Raw genomic sequence first — 15519 nt, forward strand, 5'->3', positions numbered from 1 at the left:
GGGAGCGGCCTTCCCTGGGGGAATCCGGGAGGGTACGGGAGACCGTCCCGGGGCGCAGCCCGTACCATTTTCCCTGCGCCGGAGACGGAGGGAATACGCACCATGCACAAAAGGCGCGCCCGGGGCGCGCTCTCCAAAATACGCGGGGCGAACCCCGCGATGCCGCCGTCTAGTCGTTGCCGAGGGTTATTTGGAACGCAATGGAATAGAGATGATCGAAGAAGTCGACGTACTCCACCGGGATGTGCTTGGGCACATTGATCCTCGACGGGGCGAAGTTGATGATGCCCCGGATGTTGGCCTCCACCAGGTGGTTGGCCGCGCGCTGGGCGCGATCCGGGGGCGTGGCGATGATGCCTATCTCAAGGTTGAGCTCGGGAGCCTGCTCCTTGAGGTGCGTGGGGCAGATGATCTCCATGCCCTCGAACTCGAGCCCGATCTTGTCCGGGTCGCAGTCGAAGGCCGCGCAGATCTTGAACCCGCGTTTCTCGAAGTCGTGGTGCCTGAGCAGGGCGCTGCCCATGTTGCCCACGCCGATCAGGGCGCACTTCCACTGCCGGTCGATGCCCAGTGACTGCTTGATGGAGGTGATCAGCTCCTGGACGTAGTAGCCCACGCCGCGCACGCCGAATTCACCAAAATAAGCAAGGTCCTTCCGGATCTGGGACGAGTTGACAGAGCAGGCACGGGCCAGACGCTCCGAGGAGATGACCTCGTTGCCGTCCCGCAACAGGTTTTCGAGGACCTGGATGTAGACGGCAAGCCGTCCGATGGTCGCTTTGGGGATGTGTTCGCTTTTCATATTTTAATGCTCTTCCCGGTCAAGATCGGCCCAGCCATGTGAAATTCTTAACATGAAAGAGGCTGAAAAAGGGAGGCCGAAGCCTCCCCTTCAAAAGCTTTTCGTAAACCTGAAACTAGACGACGAAGAGCAGGATCAGGTTGACGACCAGGGCGTAAATGGCCAGAGACTCGATGAAGGCCAGGCCGAGGATCAGGGTGGTGGACAGCTGGCCACCGGCTTCGGGGTTGCGGGCGATGCCTTCGCAGGCGCCCTTCACGCCCATGCCCTGGCCGATACCGCACAGACCGGCGGCGATGCCCATGCCGATGGCGGTGGCGTAGGCCTTGGCGGCCATGACCGGGTCACCGGCGCCTTCGGCGGCGAAAGCAACGGAAGAAACCAGGACCATAGCCAGGGTGGTGAACAGAATCTTAACGGTTTTCATGTGAATCCTCCAAAATGGATACGTAATATTGTTTTGGTCCAAGGACCATTTCCCCAAGGTAAGCGGTCTTCCTCTAGTGCGCGTGCTCGATGGCACCCTGCAGGTACAGCATGGTCAGCATGAAGAAGATAAATGCCTGAATGGTCTTCGCCAGGATGAACAGGAAGTACATCGGCAGGGAGCCGAGGACCGGCGCCAGGAAGAACATCAGGATCAGGACGATTTCCTCGCCGCGGATGTTGCCGAAGAGACGAAGCGTCAGGCTGAGCGGGCGGGCGATGTGGGAGATCGGCTCAAGGATGAGCATGAGCGGGGCCAGGAAGCCGACCGGGCCCATGAAGTGCTTGATGTAGCCGAAGCCCCATTTCTTGATGCCCACGAACTGGTAGAAACAGAACACGATGATGGCCATGGCCGCCGGCGTGTTGATGTTCGCGGTGGGCGCGTCGCAGCCCGGCACCAGGCCGAGCCAGTTCATGCCCAGGATGAAAATGAAGATGGTAACCAGGAGCGGGATGAACTGGCGGCCTTCCTCGCCCAGGTTGGCGATGACGAAGTCTTCCAGCCCGCCGATGATGGTTTCGAACACGTTCTGCATTCCGCCGGGAACCAACTGCAGGCGGCTGCGGACCATCAGGCCCAGGCCAAGGATGATGGCCATGACCAGCCACATGTAGAGGACGTGGTTGATGCTGTCCACGCCCAGGGCCTGTTCAACGTGTGCGCCCCAGTGGCCGATGCTTTTCAGCATGTCCATGTACAAGAGAGGATGCGGCAATCCGCCTGCAAAACCCATATCGAAGCCTCCTTAAAAGCAGCTCGGCTATTTTTTCCCCAACTGACTCAGGCCTGTTGCCGTGATGTTGACCACCACGGTGCCCAGACCCGCTATCAACCCCCAGTGGGGAACCCGTTCGACTCCAATCAGCCACCAGAGGGCCAGCCCGCTCAGAGTCATTTTTCCCATGAATATGACAAACAGTAGGTATGGTCCCCTCTTCCGGTCATAGACCAACGACTGGGTCACGCGGGCGAGCGTCCAGAAGTTGGCCAGGGCGATGACCGCCCCCGCCAGATAGGCCAGGGACCACCGGGAAAACAGTGTTATCAGCATGATCACTAGAGAGGTCCCCAGCGACACATAGATCTGATTGCGGACAACGATGCGTACGTCCGGTTTGGTGAAGCCGCTCCTGACGAGCAGCCGCTCAAGCCTTTGGTTCATCCTGCCCAGCACTCTCTTCTCCGTCCTGTTTCAAAGAACTTGCTTTACTTGCCTCTTCGCGCCTCTGGAGACGTCGGAAATCCTCGAACATCATCTTGAACCCGGCGATGACCCCCAGAAAGAAAAAGATCATTATCAGCCAGGGCTTGGTCCCGAAGTAGTCATCCAGGAAATACCCGATGGTCAGGCCGACGACGGTGGCCGACACGATGTGCAGTCCCATCGTTCCGGCGGTGCCACCCAACTGGGTGATCCTGACCACCTTGTCGTCTTTTGAAAAGAGCATGTTCGCACCTCGCGAAGATTGTTTCCCACGCACGCCAACGGCGGTCTAAAACCCTGCACCGGCATTTCGTGCAATCCTTCACAAGTGGAGGAGGAGTAGCACACGCCGTCGATTCCCGTCAACGTATTTTTCCGAAACAACGGGACTTTTCCGCGTCCTGAACCATGGACAGAATGTCTGTGGTTCCGCAGGGTTAGGGCCTGTAAAAAAGCTACATGTGAAAATTATCCCGATTTTTGTTCCGGGTCGATAAAAAAGCGGGTGGACGTCGGTATCCACCCGCTGAATTTTCCGTTTTGCGGCCGGCCGGGCTCCCTATTTCGGGTCGCCCACATCCACCACCTTGACCATGAACTCCTTGACCCCCTCGGGCGGCGCGAAGAACACGGCCATGAACGGCGTGGACGCGCCGGGCCGGATGAAGGTGTTGTTGGACAGGATGCCCACGTCCGAGGCCAGGCCGTCCTTGATTTCCTTCTCGGTCTGCACCTGGAGCTGGAACTGGGAGAGCACGTTGCCGCAGAGGAAGGATTGGGAGGTCAGGACGTTGTTGGCAGCATCGTAAAGGATGACCTCGACCTTGATCCGCTCCTTGGGCTTGGAGAACTTGTTGACCGCCTTGCCCTCGACCACGAACAGGTTGCCTACCTTCTCATTGGCCACGTAGTACTGCTTGACGTTCTTGAGCTCGATCTTGCGTACGCGCTCGGCCGGGGACTCGCCCGGGGCCGGGGCCTCGTCGCCGCCGGTCTTCTCCATGAACATCTGGCCCACGAAGGGCACGTTCTTGAGCATGTCGGCCAGGTCCACGCCCACATAGGTCCAGACCCGGAAATAAATGGCCGCGCCGATGCCCACCGCCAGGACAAGCAGGACGATCAGGCAGCCCAGGGATTTGCGGTTGCCGGGTTCCGGCTCCTCGTCGAGTTCCAGGCTGCCGCCCAGTCCGCTCACCGGCTCGTCCTGGTCCGGTTCCTCGTCCTCCGCGCCGAACACCGCCTGGGAGTCGTCCTCCTCGGTCTCGTCGCCGTCCTCGAAAAGATCGCCGTCGTCCTCCTCGCCCTCGTCGGCGAACAGGTCGTCGGACTCCTCGTCCTCCCCGCCCATGTCGGCGAACAGGTCGTCCTCGTCCGCTTCCGTGCCCCCTTCCGCTTCGGGCTCCTCGTCCGCGTCGTCGAAGAGATCGTCCGTGTCGGGCATATCCTCCACGACCTCGTCGGCCGGGTCGGACACCGGAGGCTCGGCCTCGCCGGGCTCCGCGCCGTCATCCTTGGCGATGCCGGCGGCCACGTCGTCGAAGGTCTCGTCGAACGCCTCGCCCGCATCGGTGCCCACGCCGCTCCCCTCGTCCTCGAGCAGGGCCTCGACCTCCTCTTCGGGAGTCGCGGGGGGCAGGTCGACCTTGAACACATGCGCGCACTTGGAGCACTTGACCTTGGCTCCGGCGGCCGGAATTTTCTCATCGGGCAGGTTGTAGCTGGTCTCGCAATTCGGGCAGGTGACGATCATAGCAAGATCTCCAGAAAATCCGGTTAATTGGCTCTAAGACTCGTTGGACAGCTCGAAGATTCCGCCCAATTCCCTGTACCGCTCGTCATAGTCCAGGCCATAGCCGACAATGAACCCGTCGTTCAGCTTGAAGCCGGCGAAATCGACGGTCACGGCTTTTTCCCGTCGCTCATGCTTATCAATAAGCGCACAAATTTTCAAACTCTTTGGATTTCTCCGTCTGAGCACATGGAGCAGGAAATCCATGGAGTGGCCGGTGTCCACGATATCCTCGATGACCAGGACGTCCTTGCCCTCGATGGAGATCTCCAGGTCCTTGGAGAAGACGATGTCCTCGGAGCGTGACGTGGCCGAGCCGTAGCTGGCCAACCGGACGAAATCGATCTCTATCTCCCGGTCGATCCTGCGGATGATGTCCGCGAAGAAGAGGAACGCGCCCTTGAGTACGCAGATGCAGACCAGGGGATCGTCGCCAGAGTAGGATTCGGTGATTTCGCGGCCGAGTTCCACATTGCGTCCGGCGATCTGTTCGGCGGTGATGAACGGTGTGAGTTTATGTGCCATTGCGCTGTCGGGGTTTACAGGTTGATGATCATGGCTACTTCGTTGCAGTGGTCCGGGAACCTCGGGCAGTTGAGGCAATCCAGGAAGATCTTCTGGTTCAGGGTATCCATCTCCTCCTGCGCGAAGCCCACTCTTTCGAAGAAGCCGGGCACCTCGGTCAGGGTATAAACCTTGTAGATGCCGAGCGTGACGGCCTCGGACAGGCAGGTCTCGACCAGCTTGCGGCCGAGATTCTTGCCGCGGTGCGTGGAGGTGACCACCAGGGAGCGGATCTCGGCCAGGTTGTCCCAGATGATGTTCAGGGCGCAGCAGCCGATGATCGTGCCGTCGTCGTCCGTGACGACCACGAAGTCGCGCAGGTGCGAGTAAAGCTGGCTGAACGACCGGGGGAGAACCAGGCCGTCATGCTGGTCGGTGAGCATGAGCAGCCCGTGGATGGCCTTGACGTCCTCAATGCGTGCCTTGCGGATCATGTTTTCTACTGGTTCAGTTTGTCGGCCATGGCGCCGAGCATGGAGGCGGGGAAGACCCCGGCCTGGGCGAAGATCTGTTTGCCGGTCTTGTCGAAGATGATCAGGGTGGGGATGGCCTCGACCCGGAACTTGCGCGCCAGGTCCTGGTTGCCCCAGTAGACGGGCACGTCCATGGGGTGCTTGGCCAGGTACCGATCGAGGGCGCTCTCGCTCTCGTCCACGGACAGGGCGACGAGGTTGATCTGGCCGCCCTTGTCCTTTTGCAGCGTCTCCAGCTCGGGGATCTGCTGCTTGCAGGAGGGGCACCAGGAGGCCCAGAAGAAGAGCATGGTGGGCTTGCCCGCGTTGGTCTTGAGATATTGATCGAGTTCGGCCACGCCCATGTACGGACGGGCCTCGCCGGAGGAGGCGACCGCCGCGTGGGAGGGGGCCATGGCCGTCCCGCCGGTCTTGGCGTCGTCGCCGGATTCGCTTGAACAGGCGGTCAGGGCCAGGAGCCCCAGGGCCAGTGCGATGATGAGCCACGTTTTTTTCATGAAGCACCTCGGGAGTGTGTTTGCGCCACTCTACCAGAGTTGATTGCCAAATTGAAGCAAGGCCCTCTCTCAAAACATTGACGGCCCTCAAGGTCAAGCAACTTTATCCGGGGGCGGCTTCCGATAGCGGCGCATCTGCACATTTTTCCCAGGAGGCTTTTATCCTCACGTAGACGGCTACGCTGCGGTGAAAGCCCCCTGGGGGAAATGCACAACTGCACCACTCTCGAAAGCCTCGGCCTTGGAGCACGCGCGGGGAGAGAGCCGCTGTCGGGTGCTGCGCACCCGAATCGCTCCAAAGAATGAAGAATTGTGTCCTCGGCCCAAGAAAAGCCGAAAATCCATATATACGGTTCCCGCCCCGCGAAGCGGTCACAAAAAGTTTAGGAAGGAAAGGGGGATGGGGGTCCGGGGAAGGGGAAGGGGAAGGGGGAAGGGAAAGCTCTTTTCAAAGGGTTCCCTTTCCCCCTTCCCCCGGCCGCCGGAGGCACGCTTACTGCGTCAATCTTTGCGCCAGCTTGACGGCGGCGACGGCGTCGGTGGACCAGCCGTGGGCGCCGATGGCCTTGCAGAATTTTTCCGTGACCACGGCCCCGCCGATGATGACTTTCGCGCGAAGATTGCGCTCGGCCACAAGTTTGACGGTGTCTTCCATGCGCACCATGGTGGTGGTCATGAGCGCGGACAGGCCGATGAGCGCGGCGTCGTGTTCCTCGGCCGCGGCCACGATCTTGGCGGCGGGCACGTCCTTGCCCAGGTCCACGACCTCGAAGCCGTAGTTCTTGAGCATCAGGCAGACGATGTTCTTGCCGATGTCGTGGATGTCGCCCTCCACCGTGGCCATGACGACCACGGGCTTGGCCCCGGCCTCGCCGTCCTCCTCCAGCAGCGGCTTGAGGCGCTGGAAGGCGGTCTGCATGGTCTCGGCGGACTGGAGGAGCTGGGGCAGGAAGTATTCCTTGGTCTCGTACTTGTCGCCGACCACCAGGATGCCGGGGATGAGCAGGTCGTTGACCACGTCCATGGCGGACACACCCTTGTCCAGCTCGGCCTCGACCAGCCTGACCACGTTGTCCTTGTCGCCCTTGACCACGGCGGCCTGGACCGGCGGCATGGCAGCGGTCCCGGACGGGGCGGCCTGACTCTGCGTGGCCTGGACCCCGCCCCCTCCGGTCCAGCCGGAGAACCTGTCGATGTAGCGCGCGGCCTGGGGGTCGCGGCCGAGCAGGACCTCGGCGGCGTGCAGGGACTCCTGGATGCGCGCGGAGTTCGGGTTGGAGATGAACGAGCACAGGCCCGCGCCCATGGACAGGGAGAGGAAGGTCGAATTGAGCAGTTCGCGGGCAGGCAGGCCGAAGGAGATGTTGGACAGGCCGATGGTCGTGGGCAGGCCCCATTCGTCGCGGCAGTGGCGCATGACCTCCATGGAGTGCCGGGCCGCCTCGGGCTTGGACGAGACGGTCAGGGCCAGGGCGTCGACCATGATCAGGCGGCGCGGGATGCCCAGCGCATCGGCCTGGGCCAGGAGGTCTTCGATGACTTTGATCCGTTCGGCCGCGGTCACCGGGAGCTTGTTGCCCACGATGGGCAGGAGGATGAACGGCGCGCCGAAGAGCTTGCACAGGGGGCCGAGCCGCTCCATCTTGCCCGGTTCGCCGGAGATGGAGTTGACCAGGGGGGAGCCGGGATAGGCCCACAGCCCGGCCTCCACGGCCGCGGGGTCGTTGGAGTCGATGGACAGGGGCGTGGTCACGCGGCCCAGCAGGGAGGTGATCAACTCGGGCAGGAGCGCGACCTCGTCGACCAGGGGCGCGCCCACGTTGACGTCGAGCACCGGCGCGCCCAGCTCGGCCTGTTCGGCGGCGAAGCGGTGCGCCTCGGTAAAGACGGACTCCTGGAGTTCGGCGGTGAGCTGCTTCTTGCCCGTGGGGTTGATGCGCTCGCCGATGATCACGCCGGGGTGGTCGAAGCCGACCGGCACGGAGACCGAGCGCGAGGTCAGGACCAACTGGGCGTTGTCGGTCTTGTGCGGGCGCTGCCAGGCCGCGTCGCCGACCTTGTTGCGCAGGGCGCGGATGTGGTCGGGCGTGGTCCCGCAGCAGCCGCCGATGAACTTGGCGCCCAGGTCGACGAACTGCGCGGCCTGTTCGGCAAAGGGCTCGGCCTGGAGCCGGAAGGCGGTGTTGCCGTCCGCGTCCAGCTCGGGCAGGCCTGCGTTGGCCTCGGCAAACGTCGGGGTCTGAAGGCGCGGGGCCCAGGCGCGCAGGGTGTCGCGCATCTGCTCGGGCCCGGCCGAGCAGTTGGTCCCGATGAGCTCCACGCCCATGTTCTGCATGGTGTCCACGAAGGTCTGCGGCGAGGTGCCGGTCAGGGAGGCCTCGCCCTCGAAGGTCATGGAGACGGCCACGGGCAGGTCGCAGACCATGCGCGCGGCGATGACCACGGCCTTGGCCTCGGCCAGGTCGAAATGGGTCTCGCCGAGGATCAGGTCCGCGCCCCCGGCCACGCAGCCCTCGATCTGCTCCTTGAAGATGTCGACCAGCTCGCGGAAGGTCATCTCGCCGAGCGGCTTGACGAAGTGCCCGGTGGGGCCGATGGACGCGGCCACGAAGGCGTTGTCCCCGGCCACCTCGCGGGCGATGGCGGTCATGGCCCGGTTGAGCTCGAAGGGATCGGCGTTCAGGCCGAGTTTGGGCCGGGACCCGCCGAAGGTGTTGGTGGTCAGGATGTTCGCCCCGGCCTCCAGGTAGTCGCGGTGCACGGCGCGGATGACGTCCGGCTCCTTGAGCCCCCACAGCTCCGGGGAAAGCCCGGCGGGCAGGCCCCGGCTCTGCAACAGGGTGCCGTAGCCGCCGTCGAAATAATAGATCCTGTCGTCGTCGAGTATTGACCTGAAATCGGGCACTGGTATCCTCCGTCTGGTCGGGCGCGCGGCCGGCCGGAACCCCGCCGGTCGATCCGGCAGTGCGTCCGGGCCGATGTATTCTTATATCAAGATATCTCGATATAGCTTCGGCGCACCCGGAAATCAAGCTTTTTTTCGTTTGGGGCCGGTCCCTCCGAACGCGGTGGACGCATGGTTTTGCACAAGTTGCCCTTACCTGAAAAACATTGATAAGGTCGGACAAAATCTATAGTGTGTTTTTCTTGCTCTTATATTTGTATTGAACCGGGCGCCCTTGCGCCGCATCCATACGTAACAATGACATCTGAAAAAACGACCGCGGTGGTCGAACCGGAAATCGTCGAGGACGATCTCGAGGAGACCGACTTCAACGAAGACGACTTCAATGAAGACGACTTTGACGAGGATGAACTCGACGACGACGTTGCCGCCGATATATCCCCCAATGCCCCGGCCAAGGCCGAAGGGCTGGAGAGCAAGCTCCCGGCGCTGAATCTCGCCCCGTCCTCCAAGGCGGTGCGGATTCGCGATCCGTTGCAGTTGTATCTCAAGGAGATCGCCCGGTTCCCCATGCTGGAGCCGGAAGAGGAATACGCCCTGGCCAAACGGGTCCAGGAGGACAACGACCAGGACGCGGCCTTCAAGCTGGTGTCCTCGCACCTGCGCCTGGTGGTCAAGATCGCCATGGACTTCCAGCGCCGCTGGATGCAGAACGGCCTGGACCTCATTCAGGAGGGCAACGTCGGCCTGCTCAAGGCCGTGACCAAGTTCGACCCGGAGAAGGGGATCAAGTTCTCCTACTATGCGGCCTTCTGGATCAAGGCGTACATCCTGAAGTACATCATGGACAACTGGCGCATGGTCAAGATCGGGACCACCCAGACCCAGCGCAAGCTGTTCTACAACCTGAACAAGGAGCGCCAGCGCCTCCAGACCCTGGGGTTCGACCCCTCGACGGAAGCGCTGAGCGAGCGGCTCGGCGTGTCCGAGGCCGAGATCGACGAAATGGACCAGCGCCTGTCCAAGAACGACATGTCGCTGAATACCCCGCTGGGCGAGGATTCCGACGCCACCAAGATGGATTTCCTGCCGTCGCTCTCTCCGGGCGTGGAGGAGTCCATCGCCAACGACCAGATCGTCGACCTGCTCCTGGACAACATCAGGGAGATTCGCTCCTCCCTGAACGAAAAGGAAGTGGCCATCCTCGACCGCAGGCTGCTCTCCGAGGACCCCGTGACCCTGCGGGAAATCGGCGAGGAGTTCGGCGTCACCAGGGAGCGGGTGCGCCAGATCGAGGCCCGGCTGATGGCCAAGATCCGCGAGCACCTGACGGACAAGGTCAAGGATTTTTCCAGAGACTGGGTGCTGGAACACGACTAATCGGCGGCGACGCCAATCGGGACGGACGGATGAAACGATTCTCTAGGCCTGACTCACATACCGCACTGGCTGCCCTGGCGCTCTTCGCGCTCCTGGCCGTGGCCGGTTGCGCCGCAAGGACGGGCGCGACCCGGTCCCTGCCCGCGCCGCCCATGACCGACACGGCCCGGCTCGACTACGACTACCTGGTCTACCAGGACCTCCTGCACCAGTTGCAGAAGCACGCCCAGGAGGGCGAGCGGTCCACCCTGACCAAGCAGGAAGTGGGCGACATCCACGCCCGTGCCGTGGCCGCGCTGGACCGCGTCCTGGCCGCAGCCCCCACGCCCGAGCTGTACGTGGAGAAGGCGGGCATGTTCTGGAACCACCCCGAGGGCACCAGCCGGTCCCGCGCGGCCCTCAAGGAGGGGCTCGACAAATTTCCGGACAACCGGCTGCTGACCGTGTACCTGGCCAACTCCTACGTGGCCGACAACCGCCCGGACGACGCCATCGCCATCATGGACGGCTTCCTGCGGCGGCATCCGGCCGACATGGAGGCCCGCGAGCGGCTGGGCCAGATGCTCATGGACGCGGGCCAGGACGCCAAGGCCCTGGATGTGCTTAAGAAGATCCCCGAGAAGCAGCGCTCGGCCGACGCCCTGTACGCCATGGGCCGGGTCCAGGGGAACCTGGGCATGCGCAAGGCGGCCATCGGCAACCTGAAGAAGGCCGTGGCCATGGACCCGGAGTTCACCGAGGCCATGGTCGAGCTGGCCTACCAGTACGAGCTGGCCAAGGACTACGTGGCCGCCGAGCAGATCTACGGCTCCATCCTGGAGCAGAGCGACTCCTTCCCCGAGGCGCGGCTGCGGCTGATCAACCTGAACCTCAAGCTGAACGACCCGTCCAAGGCCCTGGAGCTGGCCCTGGACGGCCCGCCCACCAAGTCCTTCATCCTGGACGCGGTGCTCTTGTTCATCAACGACGGGTTCTTCGCCCAGGGGTCCACGGTCCTGGACCGGCTGACCACCGGCGGAACCGTGCCCGCCGAATACTATTTCTACAAGGCGGTCATCGCCGACGAGGGCGAGAACGACCCGGCCAAGGCCCTGACCTATCTCGACGAGGTCAAGGCGGCAGACCGGCTCTACCCCCACGCCCTGCGCTTCAAGGCGCAACTGCTGGCGGCCCAGGGCAAGGAGGACGAGGCCCTGGCCCTCGCCGCCCAGGGCAAGGGGCTCTACCCGGACGCCTCCATCTTCTACATCCTTGAAGCCGGGCTGAAGAAACAGCAGGGCGACCTCAAGGGGGCCGAAGCCTCCCTCAAGGAGGGGCTTGAGCACCTCAAGAACGATCCCGAGCTGACCTACGAACTGGCCATGATCTACGAGGTCACGGGCCGCCGTCCGCAGGGGCTGGCCCTGATGGAGAGCGTAATCCGCGCCCACCCCGACCACGCCAACGCGCTGAACTACGTGGGCTACACCCTGGCCGAGGAGGGCCGCGAGCTCGACCGCGCCCTGGTCCTGGTGACCAAGGCCTCCAAGCTCGACCCGGAAAACGGCTACATCCTCGACTCCGTGGCCTGGGTCCATTTCAAGAAGAAGGAATTGGAAAAGGCCTGGGAATACATCGGCTACGCCGTGGACGTGGTCGACAAGGACCCGACCATCTGGGAGCACTACGGCGACATCGCCGCGGCCATGGGCAAGACCAGGGAAGCGCGCAAGGGCTACAACTACGCGCTCAAGTACCACTCGCCCGAGGCCAAGGCCGTCAGGGAGAAGCTGAAGAAATTATGAGCCGCCTCGGATCGACGCTCGTTCCGGCGGCGACCCTGGCCGTCCTGATGCTGGCGGCCCTCTCGGGCTGCGCCACCAGGATACCGCCCGGCCTCGCCCTGGACACCCCCAAGGCGGCCTGGTCCGCCTTCCGCCAGCACTACTGCGTCCGGCCCGAGGGCAAGGCGCTGCGAGTCCGGGCCAGCCTGTACTATTCCCGGACCCGGCCGACCAGGCGGACCAACCGGACCCTGATCTCCCTGTGGGGCGACTTCGACGGGCCCATGCGGCTCGACGTGTCCGCCTCCATCGGCACGCTCCTGGCCCACATCCGCGAGGACCGGTCCGGGCTGCTGGTCTTCTACCCCGAGGATCGGAAGGCCTATGCGCACAAGAACTCCGTACTCGGGGCCACGCGCCTGGGCATGCCCTTTCCCTTTTCCCTGGCCGAGCTGGGGCACGCCCTGATGGGCGACTTTGCCGCGCTGGCCCCCCGGCGCTACGCCACGGCCGAAGCCGAGGGCGAGAACTACGCCTATACCTTCTCCGGCGGGCTGACCCGGCGCATCGTCCTCGACCGTCTGGGCCGCCCGGTCCGGCTGGAGGGGCTGACCACGGACGCGCAGGACGCCCGGCAGTGGGTCTTCACCATCGACCGCTACGAGGACGTCCCCGCCGGACAGGTCCCCCTGCCCGATAAGCTGACCCTGTCCATGGACAACGGGGAGCGCGGCGTCTTGCACATAAAGTCACGGGAGCTTATGCTGGCCTCCTGGCCCGCCCGGTCCCTGGCCCTGGAATTGCCCGAGGATATCGTCCCCATCCGGCTGGACAACGGGTACACGGATGAAACAACCGGGGATATCCCCGTCGCACACGAGGACAAGCAATGAACGAACAGCCGCGGGAAACCGTGATGGAAATTTTTTTGCTCGGCCTGAAGACGTGGCTGGCCGAGATGAAGTGGCTGGTCCGCTCCCTGTCCGGGAGGTTCGAGGTCGGCAGGCTTGAAAAAGAACTGGAACGGGAATATGGCATCCTCGGGCGTATCGCGGAGGCGCCCCGGGGCAAGAAGGCGGAGAAGGAACTCTGCCTCAGGCAGATCGACTTCCTGAAGGAGGAGATCGCCGCCCTGAAGGAAGAATTGGCCAATGACCGCGAAGAGCGCATGAAGCACGTCCGCCGCGAGGACGGCGGCGCACAAGGGGAGGAACAGTGAACAAGACCATCGTCATCGGCTCCGATCACGGGGGCTACCATCTCAAGAAAGCGTGCATCAAGGCTCTGACGGACTGGGGCTACATCGTGGAGGACGAGGGGCCGGACTGCCTGGACTCCTGCGACTACCCCGTCTATGCGGCCAAGGTCTGCAACAAGCTCAAGGCGGACGGGACCAAACTCGGCGTGCTCATCTGCGGCACGGGGCAGGGCATGACCATGACCGCCAACCGCATGGGCATCCGGGCCGCCCTGTGCACCAACGAATTTCACGCCCGCATGGCCCGTGCGCACAACGACGCCAAATGCCTGTGCATGGGCGAGCGCGTCACCGGGCAGGGGCTGGCCTTGAGCGTCCTCAAGGTCTTCCTGGAATCGACCTTCGAGGGCGAGCGGCACCAGCGGCGCATCGACCTTATCGACACCGTCTCCCAATAACCTCACTAACCAAGGGTATCGACCAATGACACAGACGGACAAGACCATCGCCGTGGTCAAGGGACTGATCATGGACGGCGTGGCCAAGGCCAACTCCGGCCATCCGGGCGGGGCCATGTCCTCCGCCGACTACGCCACCATCCTCTTTTCCGAGTTCCTGAACTTCAATCCCGACGACTCCAGGTGGTTCAACCGCGACCGCTTCATCCTCTCGGCCGGGCACGAGTCCATGCTGCTCTACAGCCTGTTGCACCTGAACGGCTTCATTTCCATCGAGGACATCAAGAATTTCCGCCAGTTCGGCTCCCTGACGCCGGGCCATCCCGAGGTCCATCTGACCCCCGGCGTGGAAGCCACCACCGGCCCGCTGGGCCAGGGCCTGGCCATGTCCGTGGGCTTTGCCACGGCCGAGGCGTACCTGCGCGAGAAGCTCGGCGCGGACGTCATGGACCACTACACCTACGTACTCTCGTCCGACGGCGACCTGCAGGAGCCCGTGGCCATGGGCGCGGCCGCCCTGGCCGGCCTGTGGAACCTGGGCAAGCTGATCGTCTACTACGATTCCAACAAGATCCAACTGGCCGGACCGACCTGCAAGGCGGACTGCACCGACCACCGCAAGGTTTTCGAGGGGCTGTGTTGGCAGGTCCTGGAGGTGGACGGCCACAATCACGACGAGATCCGCAAGGCCATCCGCGACGGGCAGCTCGAAACCGGCAAGCCCACCCTGATCATCGGCCACACCACCATGGCCAAGGGCTGCGCCACCATGGAAGGCAGCCACAAGACCCACGGCGAGCCGCTCAAGGCCGACGAGATCAAAGCCACCAAGAAGAAGCTCGGCCTGCCCGAGGAGGAATTCTACGTGCCCGGGGACGTGGTCGACGCGTACCGCTCCCGCTTCGACGGGCTGCGCAAGAACGCCGCCGACTGGCAGGCCATGGTCGACGGCAAGCTGGCCGACGCCGGTTTCGCCGAGATGTGGGGCCACGTGACCAAGCCCCGGCCCGAGCTGTCCATCGACTGGCCCGAGTTCACCCCCGGCGAGTCCATGGCCACCCGCAAGGCCTGGGGCACCTGCCTGGACGCGGTCATGGAATCCCTGCCCACCCTGGTGGGCGGCTCCGCCGACCTGGACCCGTCCAACCAGACCGCCAATTTCCGCAACACCTACGGCGACTTCGCCGTGGACGGCTTCGGCGCGCGCAACCTGGCCTTCGGGGTGCGCGAGTTCAACATGGCCGCGATCATGAACGGCATCCAACTGCACGGCGGCCTGCTCCCGTTCGGGGCCACCTTCCTGACCTTCTCGGACTACTGCCGCAACGCCATCCGCATGTCCGCCCTGCAGGAGCTGCCGGTCCTGTATGTCTTCACCCACGATTCCTTCTGGGTGGGCGAGGACGGTCCCACGCACCAGCCCATCGAGCACGTCAGCTCCCTGCGGCTCATCCCGGACCTCATCGACCTGCGCCCGGCCGACGCCAACGAGACCAAGGCCTGCCTGGACATCGCGCTGAAGCAGGAGAAGATGCCCTCCACGCTGTTCCTGACCCGCCAGGGGCTGCCCATCCTGGATCCGGCCGAATACCCGGCCGTCACGGACGGCCCGCGCAAGGGCGGCTACGTGCTCAAGGACTGCGAAGGCACTCCGGACCTGATCCTCATCGCCTCGGGCTCCGAAGTCTCGCTGTGCCTGGAAACGGCCAAGCTGTTCAAACGCAAGGTTCGTGTGGTATCCATGCCTTCGGCCAAACTGTTTGACGATCAGCCCGAATCGTATAAAAATGACGTATTGCCGCCCGAAGTGACCGCGCGGGCCGCGGCCGAAGCCGGCCGGACCACCCTGTGGCACAAATATGTCGGCCTGAACGGCGTTGTTCTCGGCGTCGACCATTTCGGCGCCAGCGCCCCGGGCAAGATCCTGTCCGACAAGTACGGGTTCACCCCGGAGAACTTCGCCCGGATGATCCGGGAGAAATACTAGGAGACG

At 63.5% G+C, this 15519-nt stretch carries 16 protein-coding genes; 6 read left to right on the forward strand and 10 right to left on the reverse strand.

The window, feature by feature from the left end; translation table 11 throughout:
- Positions 1-169: 169 nt before the first annotated feature.
- The 10 genes from V8V93_RS03515 to V8V93_RS03560 form a co-directional block, all read right to left on the reverse strand.
- Positions 170-802, reverse strand: coding sequence for a redox-sensing transcriptional repressor Rex (locus V8V93_RS03515; protein ID WP_338668991.1), 633 nt, complete (start codon positions 800-802; stop codon positions 170-172).
- Between the two features lie 115 nt (positions 803-917).
- The gene (locus tag V8V93_RS03520) at positions 918-1229 is read right to left on the reverse strand and encodes an ATP synthase F0 subunit C (protein ID WP_338668992.1); all 312 of its coding nucleotides are present in this window, start codon (positions 1227-1229) and stop codon (positions 918-920) included.
- A 73-nt stretch (positions 1230-1302) separates the two neighbouring features.
- Positions 1303-2025, reverse strand: a complete 723-nt coding sequence (gene atpB / locus V8V93_RS03525; RefSeq protein WP_338668993.1) for a F0F1 ATP synthase subunit A — start codon at positions 2023-2025, stop codon at positions 1303-1305.
- Between the two features lie 27 nt (positions 2026-2052).
- Positions 2053-2466 carry an ATP synthase subunit I gene (locus V8V93_RS03530; protein ID WP_338668994.1) on the reverse strand — a complete coding sequence of 138 codons (414 nt, stop codon included), beginning with the start codon at positions 2464-2466 and terminating at the stop codon, positions 2053-2055.
- Positions 2438-2740: an AtpZ/AtpI family protein gene (locus V8V93_RS03535; RefSeq protein WP_338668995.1), complete on the reverse strand. Its 303-nt coding sequence runs from the start codon at positions 2738-2740 to the stop codon at positions 2438-2440. The genes V8V93_RS03530 and V8V93_RS03535 overlap by 29 nt, the downstream gene beginning before the upstream one ends.
- 315 nt (positions 2741-3055) lie before the next feature.
- A complete protein-coding gene (locus V8V93_RS03540) occupies positions 3056-4249 on the reverse strand; it encodes a DUF3426 domain-containing protein (protein WP_338668996.1) in 1194 nt (397 codons plus the stop codon).
- 33 nt (positions 4250-4282) lie between these two features.
- On the reverse strand, positions 4283-4813 hold the full coding sequence (gene hpt, locus V8V93_RS03545; protein ID WP_338668997.1) for a hypoxanthine phosphoribosyltransferase: 531 nt from the start codon (positions 4811-4813) through the stop codon (positions 4283-4285).
- Positions 4814-4827: 14 nt separating this feature from the next.
- Entirely contained in the window at positions 4828-5286 is a 459-nt protein-coding gene (locus V8V93_RS03550) for an N-acetyltransferase (protein WP_338668998.1), read from the reverse strand.
- Positions 5287-5291: 5 nt separating this feature from the next.
- A complete protein-coding gene (locus V8V93_RS03555; RefSeq protein ID WP_338668999.1) occupies positions 5292-5822 on the reverse strand; it encodes a TlpA family protein disulfide reductase in 531 nt (176 codons plus the stop codon).
- Between the two features lie 493 nt (positions 5823-6315).
- A complete protein-coding gene (locus V8V93_RS03560) occupies positions 6316-8727 on the reverse strand; it encodes a homocysteine S-methyltransferase family protein (protein WP_338669000.1) in 2412 nt (803 codons plus the stop codon).
- A 297-nt stretch (positions 8728-9024) separates the two neighbouring features.
- On the opposite strand from V8V93_RS03560, the gene V8V93_RS03565 reads away from it, so the two are divergent.
- From V8V93_RS03565 to tkt, 6 genes are read left to right on the forward strand one after another with little or no spacing between them, the layout of a single operon-like run.
- Complete coding sequence (locus V8V93_RS03565; RefSeq protein ID WP_338669001.1) at positions 9025-10107, forward strand: sigma-70 family RNA polymerase sigma factor; 1083 nt, start codon at positions 9025-9027, stop codon at positions 10105-10107.
- A gap of 29 nt (positions 10108-10136) precedes the next feature.
- On the forward strand, positions 10137-11891 hold the full coding sequence (locus tag V8V93_RS03570; protein WP_338669002.1) for a tetratricopeptide repeat protein: 1755 nt from the start codon (positions 10137-10139) through the stop codon (positions 11889-11891).
- On the forward strand, positions 11888-12763 hold the full coding sequence (locus V8V93_RS03575; protein WP_338669003.1) for a hypothetical protein: 876 nt from the start codon (positions 11888-11890) through the stop codon (positions 12761-12763). Before V8V93_RS03570 ends, V8V93_RS03575 begins: the two co-directional genes overlap by 4 nt.
- Positions 12760-13089: a hypothetical protein gene (locus V8V93_RS03580; protein WP_338669004.1), complete on the forward strand. Its 330-nt coding sequence runs from the start codon at positions 12760-12762 to the stop codon at positions 13087-13089. Before V8V93_RS03575 ends, V8V93_RS03580 begins: the two co-directional genes overlap by 4 nt.
- The gene (rpiB, locus tag V8V93_RS03585) at positions 13086-13526 is read left to right on the forward strand and encodes a ribose 5-phosphate isomerase B (protein ID WP_338669005.1); all 441 of its coding nucleotides are present in this window, start codon (positions 13086-13088) and stop codon (positions 13524-13526) included. The genes V8V93_RS03580 and rpiB overlap by 4 nt, the downstream gene beginning before the upstream one ends.
- Before the next feature lie 25 nt (positions 13527-13551).
- Positions 13552-15513, forward strand: coding sequence for a transketolase (gene tkt, locus V8V93_RS03590; protein WP_338669006.1), 1962 nt, complete (start codon positions 13552-13554; stop codon positions 15511-15513).
- The last annotated feature ends 6 nt before the right edge of the window (positions 15514-15519 follow it).

It is taken from the genome of Pseudodesulfovibrio sp. 5S69 (assembly GCF_037094465.1).
Lineage (GTDB): Bacteria > Desulfobacterota > Desulfovibrionia > Desulfovibrionales > Desulfovibrionaceae > Pseudodesulfovibrio > Pseudodesulfovibrio methanolicus.